Here is a 17,108-nt window from a genome sequence, read left to right on the forward strand (position 1 = left end):
GTTCCTCCCCGTGTGCCATCCGCTCCGCTGAACGGATGATCAAGCGCATCAAACCCTGGGAGGTTGACGGGCGGCAACCCCCGTTCGGGCGGCCGGGGAGCCGCCCGAACGGATTGATGATCTTTCAATGGCGTACGCCGCGGAATGTGCAGAGGGCACATCCGTCGAGCGGATGTGCCCTCTTACCTCTGGTCGGGGTGGCCGGATTCGAACCGACGACCTCTTCGTCCCGAACGAAGCGCGCTACCAAGCTGCGCCACACCCCGAGGCGTGCCGACAAATAGTAGCCCACCCGCTCCGATGGTCAAACTCGGTACCCCCGCCGCCCGACCCGGCCGAATCGCGCCCGGAGCCGCCAAGATCCGCACAACTTCCCCGATGTTGCTGCCTCCCGGCAGGGCGAGGCAGCAACATCCCCGATACTGCGCGGATCTTGGGGCGAGGCGGGGGGGGGGGCGGGGCGACGGCGGGGCGGGTGGTCAGGGGCGGCCGGGGAGGCGGGGCACGACAGGTCAGCGGGGGATGAGGGTCAGGATGCTCGCCTCCGGGGGGCAGGCGAAGCGGATCGGTGCGGTCGGGTGGGTGCCGAGGCCGGCGGAGACGTGCAGCCAGGAGTCCGACCCCGGCCACCGGTGCAGCCCACGTGCCATCGAGCGGGGCAGGCCGCAGTTGGTCACCAGCGCCCCGTACCCCGGGACGCAGACCTGCCCGCCGTGGGTGTGGCCGGCCAGCAGCAGGCCGAAGCCGTCGGCGGCCATCTGGTCGAGCACCCGCGGCTCGGGGGAGTGTGTCAGCGCGATGGACAGGTCGGCCGAGGACGAGACGGCGCCGGCCACCGCCGGGTAGTCGTCCCGGTCGATGTGGGGGTCGTCCACGCCGACCAGGTCGAGCTGCCGGCCACCGGCCTTGAGGGTGGTCCGGGCGTTGTTGAGGTCCGCCCAGCCGGCGCCGGTGAACACCTGACGCAACTCCTCGTAGGGCAGGTCGACGCCCTCGGTGTACTCCCGGTCGGGCAGGAAGTAGGTGAACGGGTTCTTCAGCACCGGCCCGGTGTAGTCGTTGGAGCCGAACACGAACGCGCCCGGGTAGTCGAGCAGCGGTTGCAGCGCCCGCAGCACGCCCGGCACCGCGCCCGGGTGCGCCATGTTGTCGCCGGTCACCACGACCAGGTCCGGGTCGAGGGCGGCCAGCGACGCCACCCAGCGCTGCTTGCGCGCCTGGTCGGGCATCATGTGCAGGTCCGACAGGTGCAGCACGCGCAGCGGCTCCGCGTCGGACGGCAGCACCGGCACGTCGTACCGCCGGAGGGTGAACATGTTGCGCTCGACGAGCGACGCGTACGCGAGTGTGGTCGCGCCGACCGCGGCGGTTCCGGCGGCGAGGCGGAATAGTGTGCGCTTTCGCATGGCGTTCAGGGTAGTTTGACCGTCCATGAGCACGCTGAAGGACCGCCTCACCGCCGACATGCGTTCCGCCCTCAAGGCGCGCGACGAGTTGACCACCTCCACGCTGCGGATGGCCCTGGCCGCCGTCGGCACCGCCGAGGTGGCCGGCAAGGCCAAGCGCGAGCTCACCGACGACGAGGTGCTCGCGGTGTTGACCAAGGAGGCCAAGAAGCGCCGGGAGGCGGCCACCGCCTTCGCCGACGCGGGCCGCACCGAGCAGGCCGCGAAGGAGACCGCCGAGGGTGAGGTGCTGGACCGCTACCTGCCCAGGCAGCTCTCCGACGCCGAGCTGACGGAGTTGGTCGCGGGGGCGCTCGCCGCGGGCGGCTTCACCGGCAAGGCCCAGATGGGCCCGGCCATGAAGGCGGCCCAGGCCGCGGTGGCCGGCCAGGCCGAGGGCGGTCGGGTCGCCGCCGAGGTACGCCGACAGCTCGGCCTCTGATCTGCCGGTTCGGACCGACGAAAACGGGCGGGCACCCGCAGTGGGTGCCCGCCCGTTCGTGTGTCCTGCTCGTCGGCTCAGCCGTTCGGGCGGCCGCCGGGTCGACCGGGCGTGCCACCGGGAGGTGCCGGCTTGTTGCCGTCCGGCGGGGTGCCGCCACCGCTGCTGATCTGGATGGTGACGGGGCCGCCCTTGATGGTGCGCCCGTCCGGGTTGGTGCCGGCGGCGGTGCCCGCCGGGCAGGGGGACGCGACCTTCGCCTCGGAGACGATCGGCTCGAAGCCCGCGCCCTTGATCCGGGACTTGGCGGTCTCCACCGGCTGGCACTTCACGTCCGGGATGCTGCGCTGGTCACCCTCGGAGATCTTCTGGCCCGGGGGCTCGAAGTTGATCCGCGGCTTGCCCTTCATGGCGTCCCGCAGCGTCTCGTACACCGGCGGGTTGATGCCGTCCTTCTCGGCGTGCTTCATCTTGACGTTGGTCTGCGGCCAGTCCGGGTCGGCCATGATGCCGGCCACCGCGTACTGCTTGGTCATCGCGACCAGCGCGGCGGTCTTCTCGGAGTCGGTGGTGCCGGACTTGCCGGCCACCGGCGCGTCGACGATGCCCTTCACGACCGCGGCGGTGCGGCTGCTGCCGCACTTGCTGGTCTTGGAGTTGTCGCCGACCGGGCAGCGGGCGGCGTCCACGGCGGCGCGGGCCACGTCGGTGCTGAACCGCTTCTCGCAGCGCGGGTTGGCGATGTCGAGCTTCTTGCCCTCCGGGTCGCGGATCTCCTGCACCGGGATCGGCTCGCAGTACTTGCCGTCCGCCGCGAGGGTCGCGTAGGCGTTGGCCAGGTCCAGCGGCGTGGTGGAGGAGACGCCCAGGGTGAAGGCGCCCCACTGGTGGGCCGAGTCCTTGGTGGCGGCGAACTTGGCGTCGTTGCTGGCCCGGAACTGGATGCCGGCCCGCTTGGCGACGTCGACCACGTTCTCGGCGCCGACCTGCTGCTGCAGCGGCACGAAGTAGGTGTTGATCGACTGGGCGAAGGCGCTCCACATGTTCTGCACGCCGCCGGCCTTCTTGCCGGAGTTGGTCGGGCAGTAGAAGTGGGTGCCGGGGCAGGCCGCCGGGCTGCTGCTGTCGATGATGTATTCCGACTTGAACTGCTGCGGCGCGTTGAACGAATAACTGAGCGGGATGCCCTTCTCCAGCGCGGCGACGATGGTGAAGATCTTGAACGTCGAGCCGGCCTGGTAGCCGGCGATGCCGTCGCCGCCGGTGAGCAGCGGGTTGACCGTCGCCGGGTAGTTGCCCTTGATGCCGCGCCTGCTCTTCGCCGGGTCGCTGGAGATCTTGTTCTTCGGGTTCTTCGGATCGTCCAGCTTGAACTGCCGGTTGACCGCGAGCGCCCGCACCCGCCCGGTGCCCGGCTCCACCACGGCGACCATGGCGGCTTCCTTGCTGGTCTCCTTCTTGGCCCGGCGAACCGCCGCGTCCGCGCCCTTCTGTGCCTGGACGTCGATCGAGGTCACGACGGTGTAGCCGCCGCTCTTCAGGCGCCGCTCACGGTCGTACGAGGTCGAACCGAACGTCTCCTGCTGCATCCACCAGCGGTAGAAGTAGTCGCAGAAGAAGCCCCAGCTGTTGACGTTTGTGGCGACGCAGCCGTTCGGGGTGCGCTTGTCCTGCACCTTCAGCTTGACCGCCTTGGCGGCGTCGGCCTCCTGCTGGGTGATGGCCTTGGTGTCGACCATGTTCTGGATGACGTAGTTACGCCGGTCCAGCGCGAGGGGGTAGCCGCTCTTGGTGGTCGGGTCGTTGGTCGTCGGGGCCTTCACCATGCCGGCCAGCAGCGCGGCTTCCTCGATCTTCAGCTTGCTCGGCGGCTTGCCGAAGTAGACCTGGCTGGCGGCGTAGATGCCGTACGCGCCGTTGCCGAACGAGGCGAGGTTGAGGTAGCGGGTCAGGATCTCGTCCTTGGAGAACTCCTTGTCGACCTGCAGGGCCAGCCGCATCTCGCGGAGCTTGCGGGCGCTGGTGTCCTCGGTCGCGGCGACCACGTCGGCCGGATGCGTGGCCGAGTAGGCGATGGCCAGCCGGACGTACTGCATGGTCAGCGTCGAGGCGCCCTGACGCCCGGCGCCGTCGCTCTGGTTGTTGACGAACGCGCGGGCGACACCGTTGATGTCGACGCCGTTGTGCTTGTAGAAGTCGTGGTCCTCGGCCGCGATGATGGCCTTGACCATGTACGGCGAGATGTCGGCGAGCTTCACGTCGCGGCGGTTCTCGTCGTACATCGTCGCCAGCGGCGTCTTGCCGTCCGACGCGAGCAGGTAGCTGATCTGTGGCGCGCGGGCCACCGTCAGCTCCGTCGGCAGGTTGCCGAATGTCTCTGCGCCGGCCTTGGCGGCCAGGCCGGACATCGCCACCGCGGGGAAGGCCGCCGCAGCGACCACCACGCCAGCCAACAGGCCACATATGAGCAGCGATGCGGCGTTGGTCAGCACATTGTGGTCACGTTTCCGCATCCAGGTCACCTCGGCATGGTACGCGAGTAGGGAACGAGGGGCGCTGGGGCGTTGTTTCCCCATTTCCTGCGTGCGCTGCCCTCGTTGTGCTAAACGCATGACCCCCCGTACGAGGTTGCGTGTGACCTGGCGCGAGTCTCCACCGTTCGGCGGAGGCTCCGCAGCGTTTTCGCCGACCTCGGCGGGGTAACCGGCGGTCGAGAGCCCGGGAAGCCGGGAGTGTCCGGAATGATGGATTTCGCCGACAACGTTGCGTAATCAGCCGACTACAGAGCATGATGATGGCGGCGACAGCGCCACATGTCGTCCGCACCGCCTTGGGGAAGGCGGCCGGGCGACCGGGGGGAAATTGCCGGCTGCCGTGCAACGAGGTCGGTAGGTACTGCAAGGGGGGACGTGTACACATGGGCATGATCACTGACTGGCCGTCGCTGGCGGCGTGTCAGAACGGGGACCCGGACGCGTTGTTCGTACAGGGCGCCGAACAGAACGTGGCGAAGCGGATCTGCCGGAGCTGCCCAGTTCGGTACGAGTGCCTGGCCGACGCGCTGGACAACCGGATCGAGTTCGGTGTGTGGGGCGGTATGACCGAACGCGAACGCCGGGCGTTGCTGCGTCGGCACCCACAGGTGACGAGCTGGCGCAAGATGTTCGAGGCAGCGATGAAGAAGAACAGCAAGGACAAGGCTGGCAAGGACAAGATCCTCGTCAGCGCGGCCACCTGACGCCGGTCACGACCGGCCGATCGCCGCGCCGATCGTCCGCAGCCCGTCGACGTCGTGCACGTCGGCGGGCTGCGCCGTCACCGACACCGCCGGCACCGCCGGGAACGCCTCGGTGAACCGCGCGGCCACCTGCTGCTCGCGTACCGCCTGACGGGCCAGCGCGGCGTGCGCCCGCAGCACGTCGGCGGTGGCCTCGTGCCCACCCAGCTCGGCCAGCCGCTCCGCGGCGGCCCCACTCTGCTCGGCGTCCAGCTCCGGGACCACCGGTCGGTGCACCCGGTTGAGCACCAGGCCGGCCAGCGGCATCTTCTCCTCCCGCAGCCGGCCCGCGAAGTAGGCGGCCTCCCGGACCGCGTCCGGCTCCGGCGCCGCGACCAGCACGAAGGCCGTCTCCCGCGCCTGCAGGATGCGGTACGTCTGCTCGGCCCGCTGCCGGAAACCCCCGAACATCGAGTCGAGGGCGGCCACGAAGCCGGACAGGTCGGTGAGCAACTGGGCGCCGAGCACCTTCTGCACCACCTTCGAGAACATCCCGAACGAGGCCGTGACCAGGCTGAACATGCTCCGTCCGCCGCTGCGCGCCGGTGCCAGCAGCAGACGCAGCATCCGGCCGTCGAGGAAGCGGGACAGCCGGGCCGGCGCGTCCAGGAAATCCAGCGCCGAGCGGGACGGCGGAGTGTCCACCACGATCAGGTCCCACTCGCCCCGGGCATGCAGCTGGCCCAGCTTCTCCATCGCCATGTATTCCTGCGTGCCGGCGAACGTCGAGCTCATCGCCTGGTAGAACGGGTTCGCGAAGATCTCCGCGGCCTTCGCCGGGTCGGTGTGCTGGAGCACCACGTCGTCGAAGGTGCGCTTCATGTCCAGCATCATGGCGTGCAGCTCACCGCCGCTGGCCTCGACGTCGATGCCCTTGACCTGACGGGGTGTGTTGTCCAGCTCGGTCAGGCCCAGTGACTGGGCCAGCCGGCGTGCCGGGTCGATGGTGAGCACCACCGTGCGCCGGCCATGGTGCTCGGCGGCCCGCAGCGCCAGCGCCGCGGCCGTGGTCGTCTTACCCACCCCGCCGGCACCGCAGCACACGACGATCCGCACGCCCGGGTCGGCGAGGATCTGGTCGACGTCCAGCTGCGGCGCCGCGTCTTCGGAAGGCACCAATCGAGCGTATCGGGCCGCGTCGGTCCATGCGCCCGTGCCGAGCTCAGGTGTGAGTCAATCGGCGCTGACGAGGGCGCGGGCCAGGGTCGTGAGGGCCGCCCGGTCCACCCCGTCGGGCAGCAACGGCAGCTCGACCATCGGCAGCCCCAACTCCACCAGGTCGGCGCGGAGCGAATCCTCCAGTTCGCGTCGGATGAGCTGGTCTCGCGCCTCGTCGTGCAACCCGGCCACGATGTCCTGATCGGCCGGCAGCCCGGCGGCGACCAGGCCGCGCCGGAGTTCCGCGGCGGTGACCGCCGGGCCGGCCGGCAGCGGAGGTCGGGCGCCGTTGACGATCACCTTCCCGATACCGAAGCCGAGCGAGGTCAGGTCGGCGATGGCGTCCACCGTCTCCTGCACCGGCATCTCCTCCAGCAGCGTGACCACGTGCACGGCGGTCATCGGGGAGCGCAACAGCGCGGACACCCCCTCGCTCTGGGTCTTGATCGGGCCGACCTTGGCGAGCCGCGCCGTCTCGGCCGTGACGTTGAGGAAGCGGCCGATCCGACCGGTGGGCGGCGCGTCCAGCACCACCGCGTCGTACGCGCGCCGCTGCCCCGACGTCCGGGTGGTGGCCTCCTTCACCTTGCCGGTGAGCAGCACGTCACGCAGACCCGGGGCGATGGTCGTGGCGAAGTCGATGGCGCCGAGCTTGCGCAGGGCCCGGCCCGCCGCGCCCAGCTTGTAGAACATGTCGAGGTACTCGAGCAACGCCTCCTCGGCGTCCACCGCGAGCGCGCGCACCTCACCGCCGTCCGGCGTGTCGGCGAGGTGCCGCTCCTCGTACGGCAGCGGTTCGATGCCGAAGAGCTGGGCGATGCCCTGCCGGCCCTCCACCTCCACCAGCAGGGTGCGCCGGCCACCGGCGGCCAGCGCCAGGGCCAGCGCCGCCGCCACGCTGGTCTTGCCGGTGCCGCCCTTGCCGGTCACCACGTGGAGGCGGGCCGACCATCCGGTACCGGCCGGGTCGGACGGCCGCTCAGCTGCACGCACCCGTCGAGCCTATCCAGGCTTGCCGGTCAGGCGACCTCGCAGACCCACCAACCCGTCTTCTGCACCACAGTGAAGCGCAGGTCCTGGTCGGCCACCTTCTCGTCGGCGGTGGTCATGGTGATGCGCGTGGAGACGGTGGCCCGGTCGCCGGTCTGGTTGTCGACCTTTGGGGTGGTCCACTTGAACCGGGGGTTCTGGTACTCGGACGCGTACTTCTGCACCTCGGCCACCTTCGCCGCGATCTTCTTGTCGTCGCGGGAGGCGGCGCAGACGTGACTGGCGGCCTTGGTCGCGTCCCGGTCCTTGTAGACGGCGGTGAGGAACTCGTCGACGGCGACCGCCGGCTCCTTCGCGCCCTCGCCGGATTCGGCGTTGCGCAGGGTCAGGAACGCCACGACGCCGCCGCCCACGCAGAGCACCATGATCACGACCAGCGCGATGGCGGCGATCAGCAGGCCGCGCTTCTTCTTCGGCTCGACGGTGCCCTGGTACGGCGGGTAGCCGGGCGGGGGTGGTGGGATCGCACCCGGGGCCCCGGGGGACTGCGGCGTGCCGGCCGGGTCGTCGGTCTGCGGGACGCCAGCGGGCGGGCCGGGCTGGGTCGGCACGCCCGGCTGCGCGGGGAGCGCCCCCGGCGCGGGCTGTCCGGGATGAGCGGGCTGCCCGGGAAGGGCGAGCTGGCCTGGCTGGGCGGACGGGCCCGCAGCGGCGAACGGGCCCGCAGGTGCGGCCGGGCCGGGAAGTGCGGGCTGGGCGGCCGGGCCGGGTTGGGTGGCGGTCGGCGAGCCGGGACGCTCCTGGACGGTCGCCCCGTCGGACTCCCTCAAGGGGGCGGTCGGGTCGGGTTGCCCGGTGATCGGCTGGCCGGAAGGCGCCGGATCGGACTGGCCGGAGGCCGTCGGGCCGGGCTGTCCGGGGATGGTCGGCGTCTCGGGCTGACCGGCGGAATCCGGGGGCGCCGACGGAAGAGCGCGCGGGCCGGCCTGGTCGCCGCTGGGCGGTTGGGTCATCTCGTTCCCCCGGGGGTGCGGCGCCCGGCCGCCACCCCTGGCGCCGAGCGAGATCGAGCGGGCGGCCGGGCGCTGTGCGACCGTCCGACCGGAAGGGTAGCGGCCAGCCGCCGGTTCGGTGTCGCCCCTACCGCGCGGTGCTTGGCATCGCGCGCACGTCCAGACCGTGAGATCACTCGCAGTCGGGATTCCTGCCCGACATCTGTCGCATATGTGACTGGCGGTGACTGATCGTGCGCGTCCTGTTGGCGGGACTGTCGCCGTGGACCTACCTTCGTCCGGTGCGGGGGCCGGAACGGATGAATGGTCCGGGCCGGAAGCGTGGTCCGAGAGGTACGACCGGAGGCAGTTCATGCGCGATGCGGACAACATCCCTCGCACCCAGTTCCCGACGAACGAGCGGCAACGCCGGCCCGGGTCCGTGGGAGAGGTGGCCGGCGGGCCGTTCGGCAGCCTGCCCATCAACGAGCGGTCGTACCGTCGGGTTCCGGAGCCCCCGGAGGTGATCCGGGGGTCGAGCCGGCCCGGCGAGCGGCTGCGGGACGACGACGAGCCCGGGTTCGTCATCCACCTGCCGATCCGGGTGCCCGACCTGGCCTCGGCGACCCTGCTGGCCGGTCGAGTCGCCGAGTCGCTGGGCTTCCTACCGGAGTTGGACGCCGGCGAGACCACCGTGTCCAACGCCGACGACCAGAACAACCGCCACCGGGTCTTCTGCGACCTGCTGCTGCCCGACCGGTCGCGCTGCCCCCAGGGGTACGAGCACCAGGGGCCCTGTGGAGAGCTGCCGGCCACGCCGGAGCAGCGTCCCGCGCCTCGTCCGGCCAGCGGACCGTAGGCTGTGCCCGACGAAGTCCGCACCACGAGGGAGCCCTCCAGCGATGCAGAAGTGGGAATACTCCACGGTCCCTCTGCTGGTCCACGCGACCAAGCAGATCCTCGACAACTGGGGTGAGGACGGGTGGGAACTCGTCGCCGTGGTCCCCGGCCCCAACCCCGACCAGCTGGTGGCGTACCTGAAGCGGCCCAAGGCATGAGCAACGGCCCCCACGCGAAGCTCGCCGAGCTGGGCCTCGAACTGCCCGACGTGGTGCCGCCGGTGGCCAGCTACGTGCCGGCCGTGCAGTCCGGGCAGCACGTCTACGTCTCCGGCCAGCTGCCGATCGCCGAGGGCAAGCTGCTGGCGACCGGCAAGGTCGGCGCCGGCATCTCCGCCGAGCAGGCCAAGGACCTGGCCCAGCGGTGTGCGCTCAACGCGCTGGCGGCCGTCGACTCGCTGGTCGGCCTGGAGAACGTGGTCAAGGTGGTCAAGCTGACCGGGTTCGTGGCTTCGGCCCCCGGCTTCATCGGCCAGCCCGCCGTGATCAACGGCGCCTCCGACCTGTTCGGCACCGTCTTCGGCGAGGCCGGCCGCCACGCCCGCAGCGCCGTCGGGGTCGCCGAGCTGCCCCTGGACGCCCCGGTGGAGATCGAACTGATCGTCGAGGTCGCCTGACCGCACCGCCACCGTCCCGCGATCGTGCGCCGCCGGCCCGGAGGAAAGCCCTGAACAGGGATGAATCAGGGGCTGGACCTGCATGATCGCGGGCCGTGGCGGGCGGGGTCGTACGATCGCAGCCATGAGCGGGCACGTGACGGGGGCGACTGCGGCGCTGGCCGACAGGCTGCCGAGCTGGGTGACACTGCTGCGCGCGCCGAACCCCGGCCCGATGACCCTCGACGGCACCAACACCTGGGTGTTGCGCGCGGCACCGGGCGAGCCGGCAGTGGTCGTCGACCCCGGGCCGGCCGACGAGGGGCACCTGACCCGGATCGCCGCGCACGGCCCGATCGGGCTGATCCTGATCACGCACGGCCACCCCGACCACACCGAGGGCGCCGCCCGGCTCAGCGAACTGCTCGGCGGGGTGCACGTCCTCGCCGTCGACCCGGCGCACACCATCGGCGGTACGCCCCTGACCGATGCGCACCTGGGCGGCTTCGGCCTGGGCATCCGACTGCTGGACACCCCGGGGCACACCGCCGACTCGGTCTGCTTCGTCGTCGAGCACGGCGACGAGCGGGCGGTGCTCACCGGTGACACCATCCTCGGCCGCGGCACCACCGTGGTCGCCCACCCCGACGGGCACCTCGGCGACTACCTGAGCAGCCTGGAGCTGCTGTCCGCGTACACCGGAATTCCGGCGCTGCCCGGGCACGGCCCGGCGCTGGCCGACTGCGCCGCCGCCGCCACCTTCTACCTTGCCCACCGCCGGGCCCGCCTCGACCAGGTCCGGGCGGCGGTCGCCGCCGGCGCGCGGACACCGGCGGACGTGGTCGCGGCGGTCTACGCCGACGTGGACCGCTCGCTCTGGTGGGCCGCGGAATGGTCGGTCCGTGCCCAGTTGGAGTATCTGGGCGTCGACACCGGGGAATCCACGCCGGGGGTCAGTGGGTTGGAGCACATGTGACCTGCCCGGTGTGCGGAACTGTCGCTGTCCCCGGCGCACGGTTCTGCCACAACTGCGGTGCCGCGCTGCCGGCCGCCGCCACGTTGCCGGCGGCCGAGCGTCGGGTCGTCACAGTGCTCTTCGGTGACCTCTCCGAATTCACCTCCTGGTCGGAGGACCTCGACCCGGAGCGGGTCGGAGCGGTCACCGACCGGGTGCTCGCCTCCCTCGCGGGGGCGGTGAAGACGTTCGGCGGGCACGTCGACAAGCTGACCGGCGACGGGATCATGGCGGTCTTCGGGGCGCCGGTGGCACACGAGGACGACGCCGAACGGGCCGTCCGGGCCGCTTTGTCCATGCAGCGGGCCGTGCGCCGGGTGCTCGACGACGAGCGCGGCGGCGGTGCGCCGCTCGGCCTGCGGGTCGGCCTGAACACCGGCGACGTCATCGCCGGCATCCAGGCGGCCATCGAATACACGGTCATCGGCGACACGGTGAACACCGCAGCCCGGCTGGCCGACGCCGCCGCGGTCGGCGCGGTCTACGCCGGCGGACGGACCGCCGCCGCGACCCGGCACGTCGCCTCCTGGCGCGCGCTGCGCCCGCTGCGGCTCAAGGGCAAGCGCGAGCCGGTCGAGGCGTACGAGCTGCTGGGCCTGCTGGACGCGCCGGGCACCCGGTCGGGTCTCGGCGACGAGGCGCCCTACGTGGGCCGGGAGACCGAGATCGGCCGGGTCGCCGGCCGACTCGCCGAGGTGATCGACCAGGGTGACCCGCGGGTGCTGCTGATGACCGCCGAGGCGGGCATCGGCAAGTCCCGGTTCGCCGCCGAGGTCGAGCGCCTCGCCGCCGGGTACGACGTGGGCGCCGGCCGGTACGCCGCGCACACCGGCGCCCGGGTGCTCTCGGTGCGGTGCGCCGCCTTCGGTGAGCGGCGCAGGCTCGCGCCGTTGGCCGACCTGGTCCGTGCCGCGGTCGGTCTGCCCGGTGACGCGGCAACCGCGCTGACCCGGCCGGCCGTGGAGGAGCGGCTGCGGCGGCTCGGTCAGCGGCTCGCCCGCTCCGCCGGCGAGACGCCCGCGATCGCCACCGACCAACTGCTCACCCTGCTCGGGTATGCCGAACTGCCCGTGCACGGCGGCACCGACAACGGCGAGTGGGGCAGCACGACCGCCTCGCCCGCCGATGCCGAGGCGGTGCCGAACGCCGTCGCCGACCTGCTCAGCGGGCTCGCCTCGGAGGCGCCCCTGGTGATCGTGGTGGACGACCTGCACGACGCCACCCCCGAAACCATCCGCGCTCTCGGGGGGACCCTCTCCCGACTCACCGGCCCGGTGCTCGTGCTGCTGCTCGGCCGCCCCGAGCTGGTCCGCACCGCCGGTGCGCTGACCCGCGTCGCGGACGCCGAGGTGCACTCCCTGCCGCCGCTGCGGGGCGCCGACGCCGCCCGGCTGCTCACCAGCTACCTCGGCGGCGGGAAGCTGCCACCGGCCGACGCGGACCGGCTGCTCGCCACCGCCCAGGGCAACCCGTTCTACCTGGCGGAGCTGGTCACCCTGCTGATCGAACGCGGCGCGCTGACCGCCGAGCGGCCCGCGTCCGGTGACCGTGACCCGAGCACGCCGGCCGGCTGGCGCCTCGTACCCGGTTCCCTGGGCAGCCGGCTGCTCTCCCGGGACCTCGCGGCCGTCCTGGCCGCCCGGATCGACGCGCTGCCACCGGACGCCCGTTCCGTCCTGCGGGACGCGGCGGTGGTGGGTGACACCGTGCCGACCGGCGCGCTGGAGGCGCTGCGCGAGCAGCGAGCCGGCCGCGACGGGAGGCCCTCGGCGGTGGTCGCCGTGGAGTTCGATCGGGCCGTCGAGGAGCTGCTGCAACGCCGCATGCTGCACCGCACCCGCGCCGGCTACGCGTTCGCCACCCCGCTCATGCGGGAGGCCGCGTACGCCGGGGTGAGCAAGGCGGAACTGGCCGAGCGGCACGCCGCGCTGGCCCGCTGGGCGGCGCCCGTCGACGGGGTCACGACCGGCGGGGTGGGCGGGTTCACCGAGGAGGCACGCGACGACTTCGTCGCCATGCACGTCCAGCGGGCCGCCACGCTCGCCGACGCGGTGAAACTGCGACCGGACGCGCCGGCCCGCGCCGTGGTCCCGCTCGGGGTCGCCGCGCTCGGCCGGGCCGCCCGCCGGTCGCTGTCCGCCGGGGAGCCCGCGCTCGCCGTCGAGTACGCCGAACGCGCCAGCGAGCTGGCCCGCGACGGGATACCGGCGACCGACCGGGTGGTGCACGCCCGTGCGCTGCTGCAGATCGGCCGGGTCGCCGACGCGCTCGCCTTCGCCGAGAAGATCGCCGCCAACGCGGGGGACGAAGCCACCCGTGCCAGCGCCCTGCTGCTCGCCGGGCAGGCCCAGCAGACCCTCGGCGACCAGGGTCGGGCGGAGGCCGCCTGGCAGGAGGCGTTGCAGGTGGCCACGGCCGGCGGGCTGCCCACGCTGCGCGCGTCCGCCATGCGTCGGCTCGGCATGGGCGACTTCGTGGCCGGTCGGCTCAGCCAGGCGAGCAGCCGGTTGGCCGCCGCCTACCAGGTCAGCCTCAGCGCACAGGATCGGCGTGGGCAGGCCTGGTCGCTGCAGAACCTGGCCTGGGTGACCACGACCCGGGGTGACTTCGCCGGTACCGATGCCGTCCTCGGCCGGGCCGCCCGGCTCTTCGCCGAACTGAAGGACCCGTACGGGCGGGCCTGGCTGCGGGGCACCACCGCGTTCGCCCGGCTGCTCGCCGGTCGGCTGCGGGAGGCGTGCCGGATGGCGCAGGTCTTCCTGCCCTTCGGCGAGCGGGTCGGCGAGGCGTGGGCGGTGGGCACGCTGCGCGCGGTCGCGGCGTTCGCCACCGCCGAGTTGGGCGAGCTGGCCGAGGCGGACCGGGAGGCCCGCCGGGCGTACCGCGAGTTCGCCGCCGCGTCCGACGACTGGGGGCGCGGGTTCGCGCTGGTCGTCCGGGCCGTCGTGGCCCGTGGGCTGGGCGAGCCGGAGCACGCGGCCGACCTGCTCACCGACGCCCTGGCGTACGCCGACCAGACCTCACACCCGCTGCTCACCGGAATGGCCGGCACGCTGCGCGGCTTCGTGGCGCTGGACATGGGCGACCACGAGACCGCCGAGCAGGCCGCCCGAGCGGTGCTGACGGCCGTCGAACCGCACAACCCGCAGGCGCCGGCGCAGGTCGCGCCCCGGGTGCTGCTGGCCACCGCCCGACTGGCCGCCGGTGATTCGGCGACCGCGGTCGGGCTGCTCGCCCCGGTGGCGACGGCTGCCGCCAACGCGCCCTCCCTGCTCTTCTCCCGCCGCCAGACCATGGCCCGGTACGCGTCGGCGCTGCTCGCCCACGGTCAGCGGGAGCAGGCGCTGGACTGGGCCCGACGGGCGGTCACCGCGCCCGCCGAGGACGTGCGCAGTCAGGTGATCGCGGCGAGCGTGCTCGCCGAGGCGCTGGCGGCCTGCGGCCACGCGGCGGAGGCGCGGTCCTGCGCCGACGAGGCGGTCCGCCTCGCGTACGCCACCGAACAACGCAGCGAACGAGCAGCAGCCGAAGCCCTCCAAACCCGCCTGACCCTCCCCTAACCCCTCCCCCGCCCCGGGCCCCCGCCCGGGGTCCCCCCGCCCGTTGATCATGAAGTTATTGCGCCGACACGCCGATATCGGTGGCAATAACTTCATGATCGCCGCGGTGGGTGGCGGGTGGGGTGGGGGTGGGGCGGTTTTGGCGGTTCTGGGGATGTGGTGGTCGGGGTGAGGGGCTAGCGTGTCACCACCGTGCGGTGGTCCACAGTGGCGACCGTCGCCGTGCCTGGGGAGGCCCTCATGAAGCTGCCGCGTTCCGTCGCGGGGTGGACCATCGCGGTCTTCGGCGTACTGGCGCTGGTGATGGGCGCGGTCGGGTTGCTCTGGCCGGAGGCGCAGCTGCGCCTGCTCGGGTTCGAGGTGCCGGCGACGCGTGGCGCCGGCGACTACACCGGCACGTTCCTGCTGGCGTCCTCGATGGCGTCGTTCAACATGGGCGTCTACTACCTGCTCGCGACGGTCACCGAGTGGCGGGCGTTCTACCGGTTCACGGTGGTCTTCCGGCTGGTCACCTTCACCGTGTTCAGCATCGCCGTGCTGGCCGACATCGCCCCGGACCGGTTCTTCGGCGTGGCCGCCTGGGAGGGGTTGGGCGCGGTGGCCACCGCGGTCGGACTGCGGATGGACGCTCGCCGGGGCACGCCGGCCGCCGCCGACACCGCTGCCGACACCGCTGCCGACACCGCTGCCGTGTCTCCCGCCCCTGCCGCTCCCGCCGCCTCCACGTCGGCCGATGTCGACGTGCCGGGAGGCGCCGGAGAGGCGCCCGGCGCGGCCGGTGCCGCTCCGGCGGACGCGGCGCGCTGAGCCGCCGGCCGGGTTGGGTATTTTCGAGCGGTGACCGACACCCCGACCGGTGGCTTGCCGGTGCCGATCGTGCCCGGTCTGACTGATTTGCGGGTCTTTGCCCGAGGCGGCTACGCCACTGTCTACCAGGCCACCCAGATCTCGGTCGGCCGAGAGGTCGCCGTCAAGGTCGAGAACCGCACGCTGGACAGCGAGCGCGACCAGGCCCGTTTCCTGCGCGAGGCGCGGGCCGCCGGGCGGATGTCGTCGCACCCGCACGTGGTGGACCTCTTCGACGTCGGCGTCACCGTCGACCAGCACCCATACCTGATCATGGAACTCTGTGACGGGTCGTACGCCGAGCGGATGCGCAGCTCGCCGCTCGGCCCGGTGGAGGCCCGCGATCTCGGCATCAAGATCGCGGATGCGTTGGCGCACTCGCACGGGGCCGGGGTGCTGCACCGGGACGTGAAGCCCGCGAACATCCTCTACTCGCACTTCAACTCGGCGGTGCTGGCCGACTTCGGGCTGGCCGTGCTGGCCGAGGCGCGCGACGCCTCGGTCACCCTGGAGGTGCTCACCCCGGCGTACGCGCCGCCGGAGATGTTCAGCCACAGCCCGCCGTCGCCGGCCGTCGACGTGTACGCGCTCTGCGCCACCCTCTACGCGGTGATGCACGGCCGGCCGCCCCGCTGGCAGTCCGAGCGCAACCCCAGCCTGGTGACCGTGCTGGAGATGTTCAACCAGCCACTTCCCGGCCTCCCGGGCGTACCGGACGAGCTCATCGACGTGCTGCGCCTCGGCATGGCCAACGACCCGGCCGAGCGACCGTCCGCTCTCGAACTGCACGACCTACTCGCCAACCTGCCGTTCGGCTCGCCGGCCGCCCCGGTGAGCGGCGTCCCGACCAGCGGCTCCCCGGTCAGCGGTGCCCCGGTCAGTGGCTCTCCGGTCAGTGGTGGCCCGAGCCGGTCCGGCCTGTACGGCACCGGTCAGCCAGTGCCGCGCCCCCCGGTCGAGGACTCCCGCCCCAGCGTCCCCGGCGGCCGGCGCTGGCGGCGGCGCTGGTTCCTCGGCGGCGCCGGAGTGCTGGCGCTCGCCGCCTCGGCCACCACCGGGGCCTGGCTGGCGAGCAGTGGTTCGCCGCCCGACCCGTCACCGTCGGTGACCCAGGTCGCGGCACCGGCGACCGGGCCGCTGCCCGGCTGCGCGTCCGGCGCCGGGGCACCGACCGCGCTGCCCAGCGGTGCCCGTTGCCTCCCCGAGCTGGAGTGCTTCGGCCCAGTGCGCATCCGCGGCGCCCGCGCCGAGGCGGCCCGGGTCCCCTGCGACGGCCGGCACACCTGGGAGACGTACGCCGAGGGCATCCTGCCGGTGCCGCTCGTCGGCGCGGCCTACGACGAGGTGATCGCCGCCGAGCCGGTACGGCAGGTGTGCAGCGCCACGACGTTCCGACTGACCACGAAGATCGCCGAGCCGGTCGGCTGGCACCTGGAGGTGTTGCCGCCGGTGGACGGCAACGTCGACCGGATCTACCGGTGCCTGGCGGGGCGGGGCGTCGACGCGCTCACCGCGCCCACGCTCACCGGTCGCTGAACCCGCCGCGCGCCCGTCCCCGGTCACGCACCGCACGCAACGCGTCCCGGCTGTCCAGGGCGTCGAGCGTGTCCGCGTCGATCCCGTACGGCATCAACTCCGGCGGCGCGGTGGCGTGCGGTTGGTCCGCCGGCTCTGGTTCGGCGCGCTGGCGGGCGGCGGACACGGCGACCGCGGTGACCATGGCCAGCAGCACGCAGAGCAGTGCGAGAACGACACCGAGAAGGTCCTGCCGGCGCAGAACGACCAGCAGGGCCAGCAGCGCGACGGCACCGGGCGCCGCGACCGCCGCCACCATCCGCGCATCGATCCTGGACAGTCGATTCACCCCTCCAGCATGTCCTGACCGGGC

General features: G+C 72.7%; 14 protein-coding genes, 1 tRNA gene and 1 pseudogene. 9 read left to right on the top strand and 7 right to left on the bottom strand.

All coding sequences use genetic code 11. The features are described from left to right. Window positions 1-189: 189 nt before the first annotated feature. Window positions 190-266: transfer RNA gene (locus ACFYPH_RS00360), tRNA-Pro, on the bottom strand. A 246-nt stretch (window positions 267-512) separates the two neighbouring features. Continuing rightward, complete coding sequence (locus ACFYPH_RS00365; RefSeq protein WP_354856508.1) at window positions 513-1,406, bottom strand: metallophosphoesterase; 894 nt, start codon at window positions 1,404-1,406, stop codon at window positions 513-515. A gap of 25 nt (window positions 1,407-1,431) precedes the next feature. Between ACFYPH_RS00365 and ACFYPH_RS00370 the strand changes: the two genes are divergently transcribed. Then, window positions 1,432-1,887, top strand: a complete 456-nt coding sequence (locus tag ACFYPH_RS00370; RefSeq protein ID WP_354856511.1) for a GatB/YqeY domain-containing protein — start codon at window positions 1,432-1,434, stop codon at window positions 1,885-1,887. 77 nt (window positions 1,888-1,964) lie between these two features. Here ACFYPH_RS00370 and ACFYPH_RS00375 read toward each other — a convergent pair whose 3' ends face one another. Then, on the bottom strand, window positions 1,965-4,400 hold the full coding sequence (locus ACFYPH_RS00375; RefSeq protein ID WP_354856514.1) for a transglycosylase domain-containing protein: 2,436 nt from the start codon (window positions 4,398-4,400) through the stop codon (window positions 1,965-1,967). Window positions 4,401-4,804: 404 nt separating this feature from the next. Between ACFYPH_RS00375 and ACFYPH_RS00380 the strand changes: the two genes are divergently transcribed. Then, window positions 4,805-5,125, top strand: a complete 321-nt coding sequence (locus ACFYPH_RS00380) for a WhiB family transcriptional regulator (RefSeq protein ID WP_007466209.1) — start codon at window positions 4,805-4,807, stop codon at window positions 5,123-5,125. 6 nt (window positions 5,126-5,131) lie between these two features. On the opposite strand, the gene ACFYPH_RS00385 is transcribed toward ACFYPH_RS00380, so the two are convergent. Genes ACFYPH_RS00385 through ACFYPH_RS00395 form a run of 3 tightly spaced genes read right to left on the bottom strand, consistent with a single transcriptional unit; the run spans window position 5,132 to window position 7,923 of the window. After that, entirely contained in the window at window positions 5,132-6,283 is a 1,152-nt protein-coding gene (locus ACFYPH_RS00385; protein WP_354856516.1) for an ArsA-related P-loop ATPase, read from the bottom strand. 54 nt (window positions 6,284-6,337) lie between these two features. Beyond that, window positions 6,338-7,315 (bottom strand): ArsA-related P-loop ATPase, encoded by a 978-nt coding sequence (locus tag ACFYPH_RS00390; RefSeq protein ID WP_355064886.1) that lies wholly within the window; start codon window positions 7,313-7,315, stop codon window positions 6,338-6,340. A gap of 26 nt (window positions 7,316-7,341) precedes the next feature. Then, window positions 7,342-7,923: a hypothetical protein gene (locus ACFYPH_RS00395; protein ID WP_354856551.1), complete on the bottom strand. Its 582-nt coding sequence runs from the start codon at window positions 7,921-7,923 to the stop codon at window positions 7,342-7,344. Window positions 7,924-8,677: 754 nt separating this feature from the next. Between ACFYPH_RS00395 and ACFYPH_RS00400 the strand changes: the two genes are divergently transcribed. The 7 genes and pseudogenes from ACFYPH_RS00400 to ACFYPH_RS00430 all read left to right on the top strand — a co-directional run bounded on the left by ACFYPH_RS00400 (window position 8,678) and on the right by ACFYPH_RS00430 (window position 16,756). Continuing rightward, on the top strand, window positions 8,678-9,163 hold the full coding sequence (locus ACFYPH_RS00400; protein WP_354856521.1) for a hypothetical protein: 486 nt from the start codon (window positions 8,678-8,680) through the stop codon (window positions 9,161-9,163). 43 nt (window positions 9,164-9,206) lie between these two features. After that, complete coding sequence (locus ACFYPH_RS00405) at window positions 9,207-9,362, top strand: DUF4177 domain-containing protein (RefSeq protein ID WP_007466198.1); 156 nt, start codon at window positions 9,207-9,209, stop codon at window positions 9,360-9,362. Continuing rightward, window positions 9,359-9,820 (top strand): RidA family protein, encoded by a 462-nt coding sequence (locus ACFYPH_RS00410; RefSeq protein WP_007466196.1) that lies wholly within the window; start codon window positions 9,359-9,361, stop codon window positions 9,818-9,820. The genes ACFYPH_RS00405 and ACFYPH_RS00410 overlap by 4 nt, the downstream gene beginning before the upstream one ends. Window positions 9,821-9,944: 124 nt before the next feature. After that, complete coding sequence (locus ACFYPH_RS00415) at window positions 9,945-10,775, top strand: MBL fold metallo-hydrolase (protein ID WP_387177856.1); 831 nt, start codon at window positions 9,945-9,947, stop codon at window positions 10,773-10,775. Beyond that, entirely contained in the window at window positions 10,772-14,374 is a 3,603-nt protein-coding gene (locus ACFYPH_RS00420) for an adenylate/guanylate cyclase domain-containing protein (RefSeq protein ID WP_387177859.1), read from the top strand. The genes ACFYPH_RS00415 and ACFYPH_RS00420 overlap by 4 nt, the downstream gene beginning before the upstream one ends. Before the next feature lie 240 nt (window positions 14,375-14,614). Beyond that, window positions 14,615-15,061, top strand: a pseudogene (locus tag ACFYPH_RS00425) (hypothetical protein); the annotation flags it as partial. Window positions 15,062-15,211: 150 nt separating this feature from the next. Beyond that, entirely contained in the window at window positions 15,212-16,756 is a 1,545-nt protein-coding gene (locus ACFYPH_RS00430; RefSeq protein WP_387177862.1) for a serine/threonine-protein kinase, read from the top strand. On the opposite strand, the gene ACFYPH_RS00435 is transcribed toward ACFYPH_RS00430, so the two are convergent. Further along, window positions 16,743-17,084 carry a hypothetical protein gene (locus ACFYPH_RS00435; RefSeq protein ID WP_354856530.1) on the bottom strand — a complete coding sequence of 114 codons (342 nt, stop codon included), beginning with the start codon at window positions 17,082-17,084 and terminating at the stop codon, window positions 16,743-16,745. The genes ACFYPH_RS00430 and ACFYPH_RS00435 overlap by 14 nt on opposite strands. Window positions 17,085-17,108 lie beyond the last annotated feature (24 nt).

Source organism: Micromonospora sp. NPDC005252 (assembly GCF_042872475.1).
Lineage (GTDB): Bacteria > Actinomycetota > Actinomycetes > Mycobacteriales > Micromonosporaceae > Micromonospora.

Bases quoted from the DNA above. Each gene is read 5' to 3' on its own strand.
- ACFYPH_RS00365 (WP_354856508.1), bottom strand. From the start codon at position 1,406: ATGCGAAAGCGCACACTATTCCGCCTCGCCGCCGGAACCGCCGCGGTC.
- ACFYPH_RS00370 (WP_354856511.1), top strand. From the start codon at position 1,432: ATGAGCACGCTGAAGGACCGCCTCACCGCCGACATGCGTTCCGCCCTC.
- ACFYPH_RS00375 (WP_354856514.1), bottom strand. From the start codon at position 4,400: ATGCGGAAACGTGACCACAATGTGCTGACCAACGCCGCATCGCTGCTC.
- ACFYPH_RS00380 (WP_007466209.1), top strand. From the start codon at position 4,805: ATGGGCATGATCACTGACTGGCCGTCGCTGGCGGCGTGTCAGAACGGG.
- ACFYPH_RS00400 (WP_354856521.1), top strand. From the start codon at position 8,678: ATGCGCGATGCGGACAACATCCCTCGCACCCAGTTCCCGACGAACGAG.
- ACFYPH_RS00405 (WP_007466198.1), top strand. From the start codon at position 9,207: ATGCAGAAGTGGGAATACTCCACGGTCCCTCTGCTGGTCCACGCGACC.
- ACFYPH_RS00410 (WP_007466196.1), top strand. From the start codon at position 9,359: ATGAGCAACGGCCCCCACGCGAAGCTCGCCGAGCTGGGCCTCGAACTG.
- ACFYPH_RS00415 (WP_387177856.1), top strand. From the start codon at position 9,945: ATGAGCGGGCACGTGACGGGGGCGACTGCGGCGCTGGCCGACAGGCTG.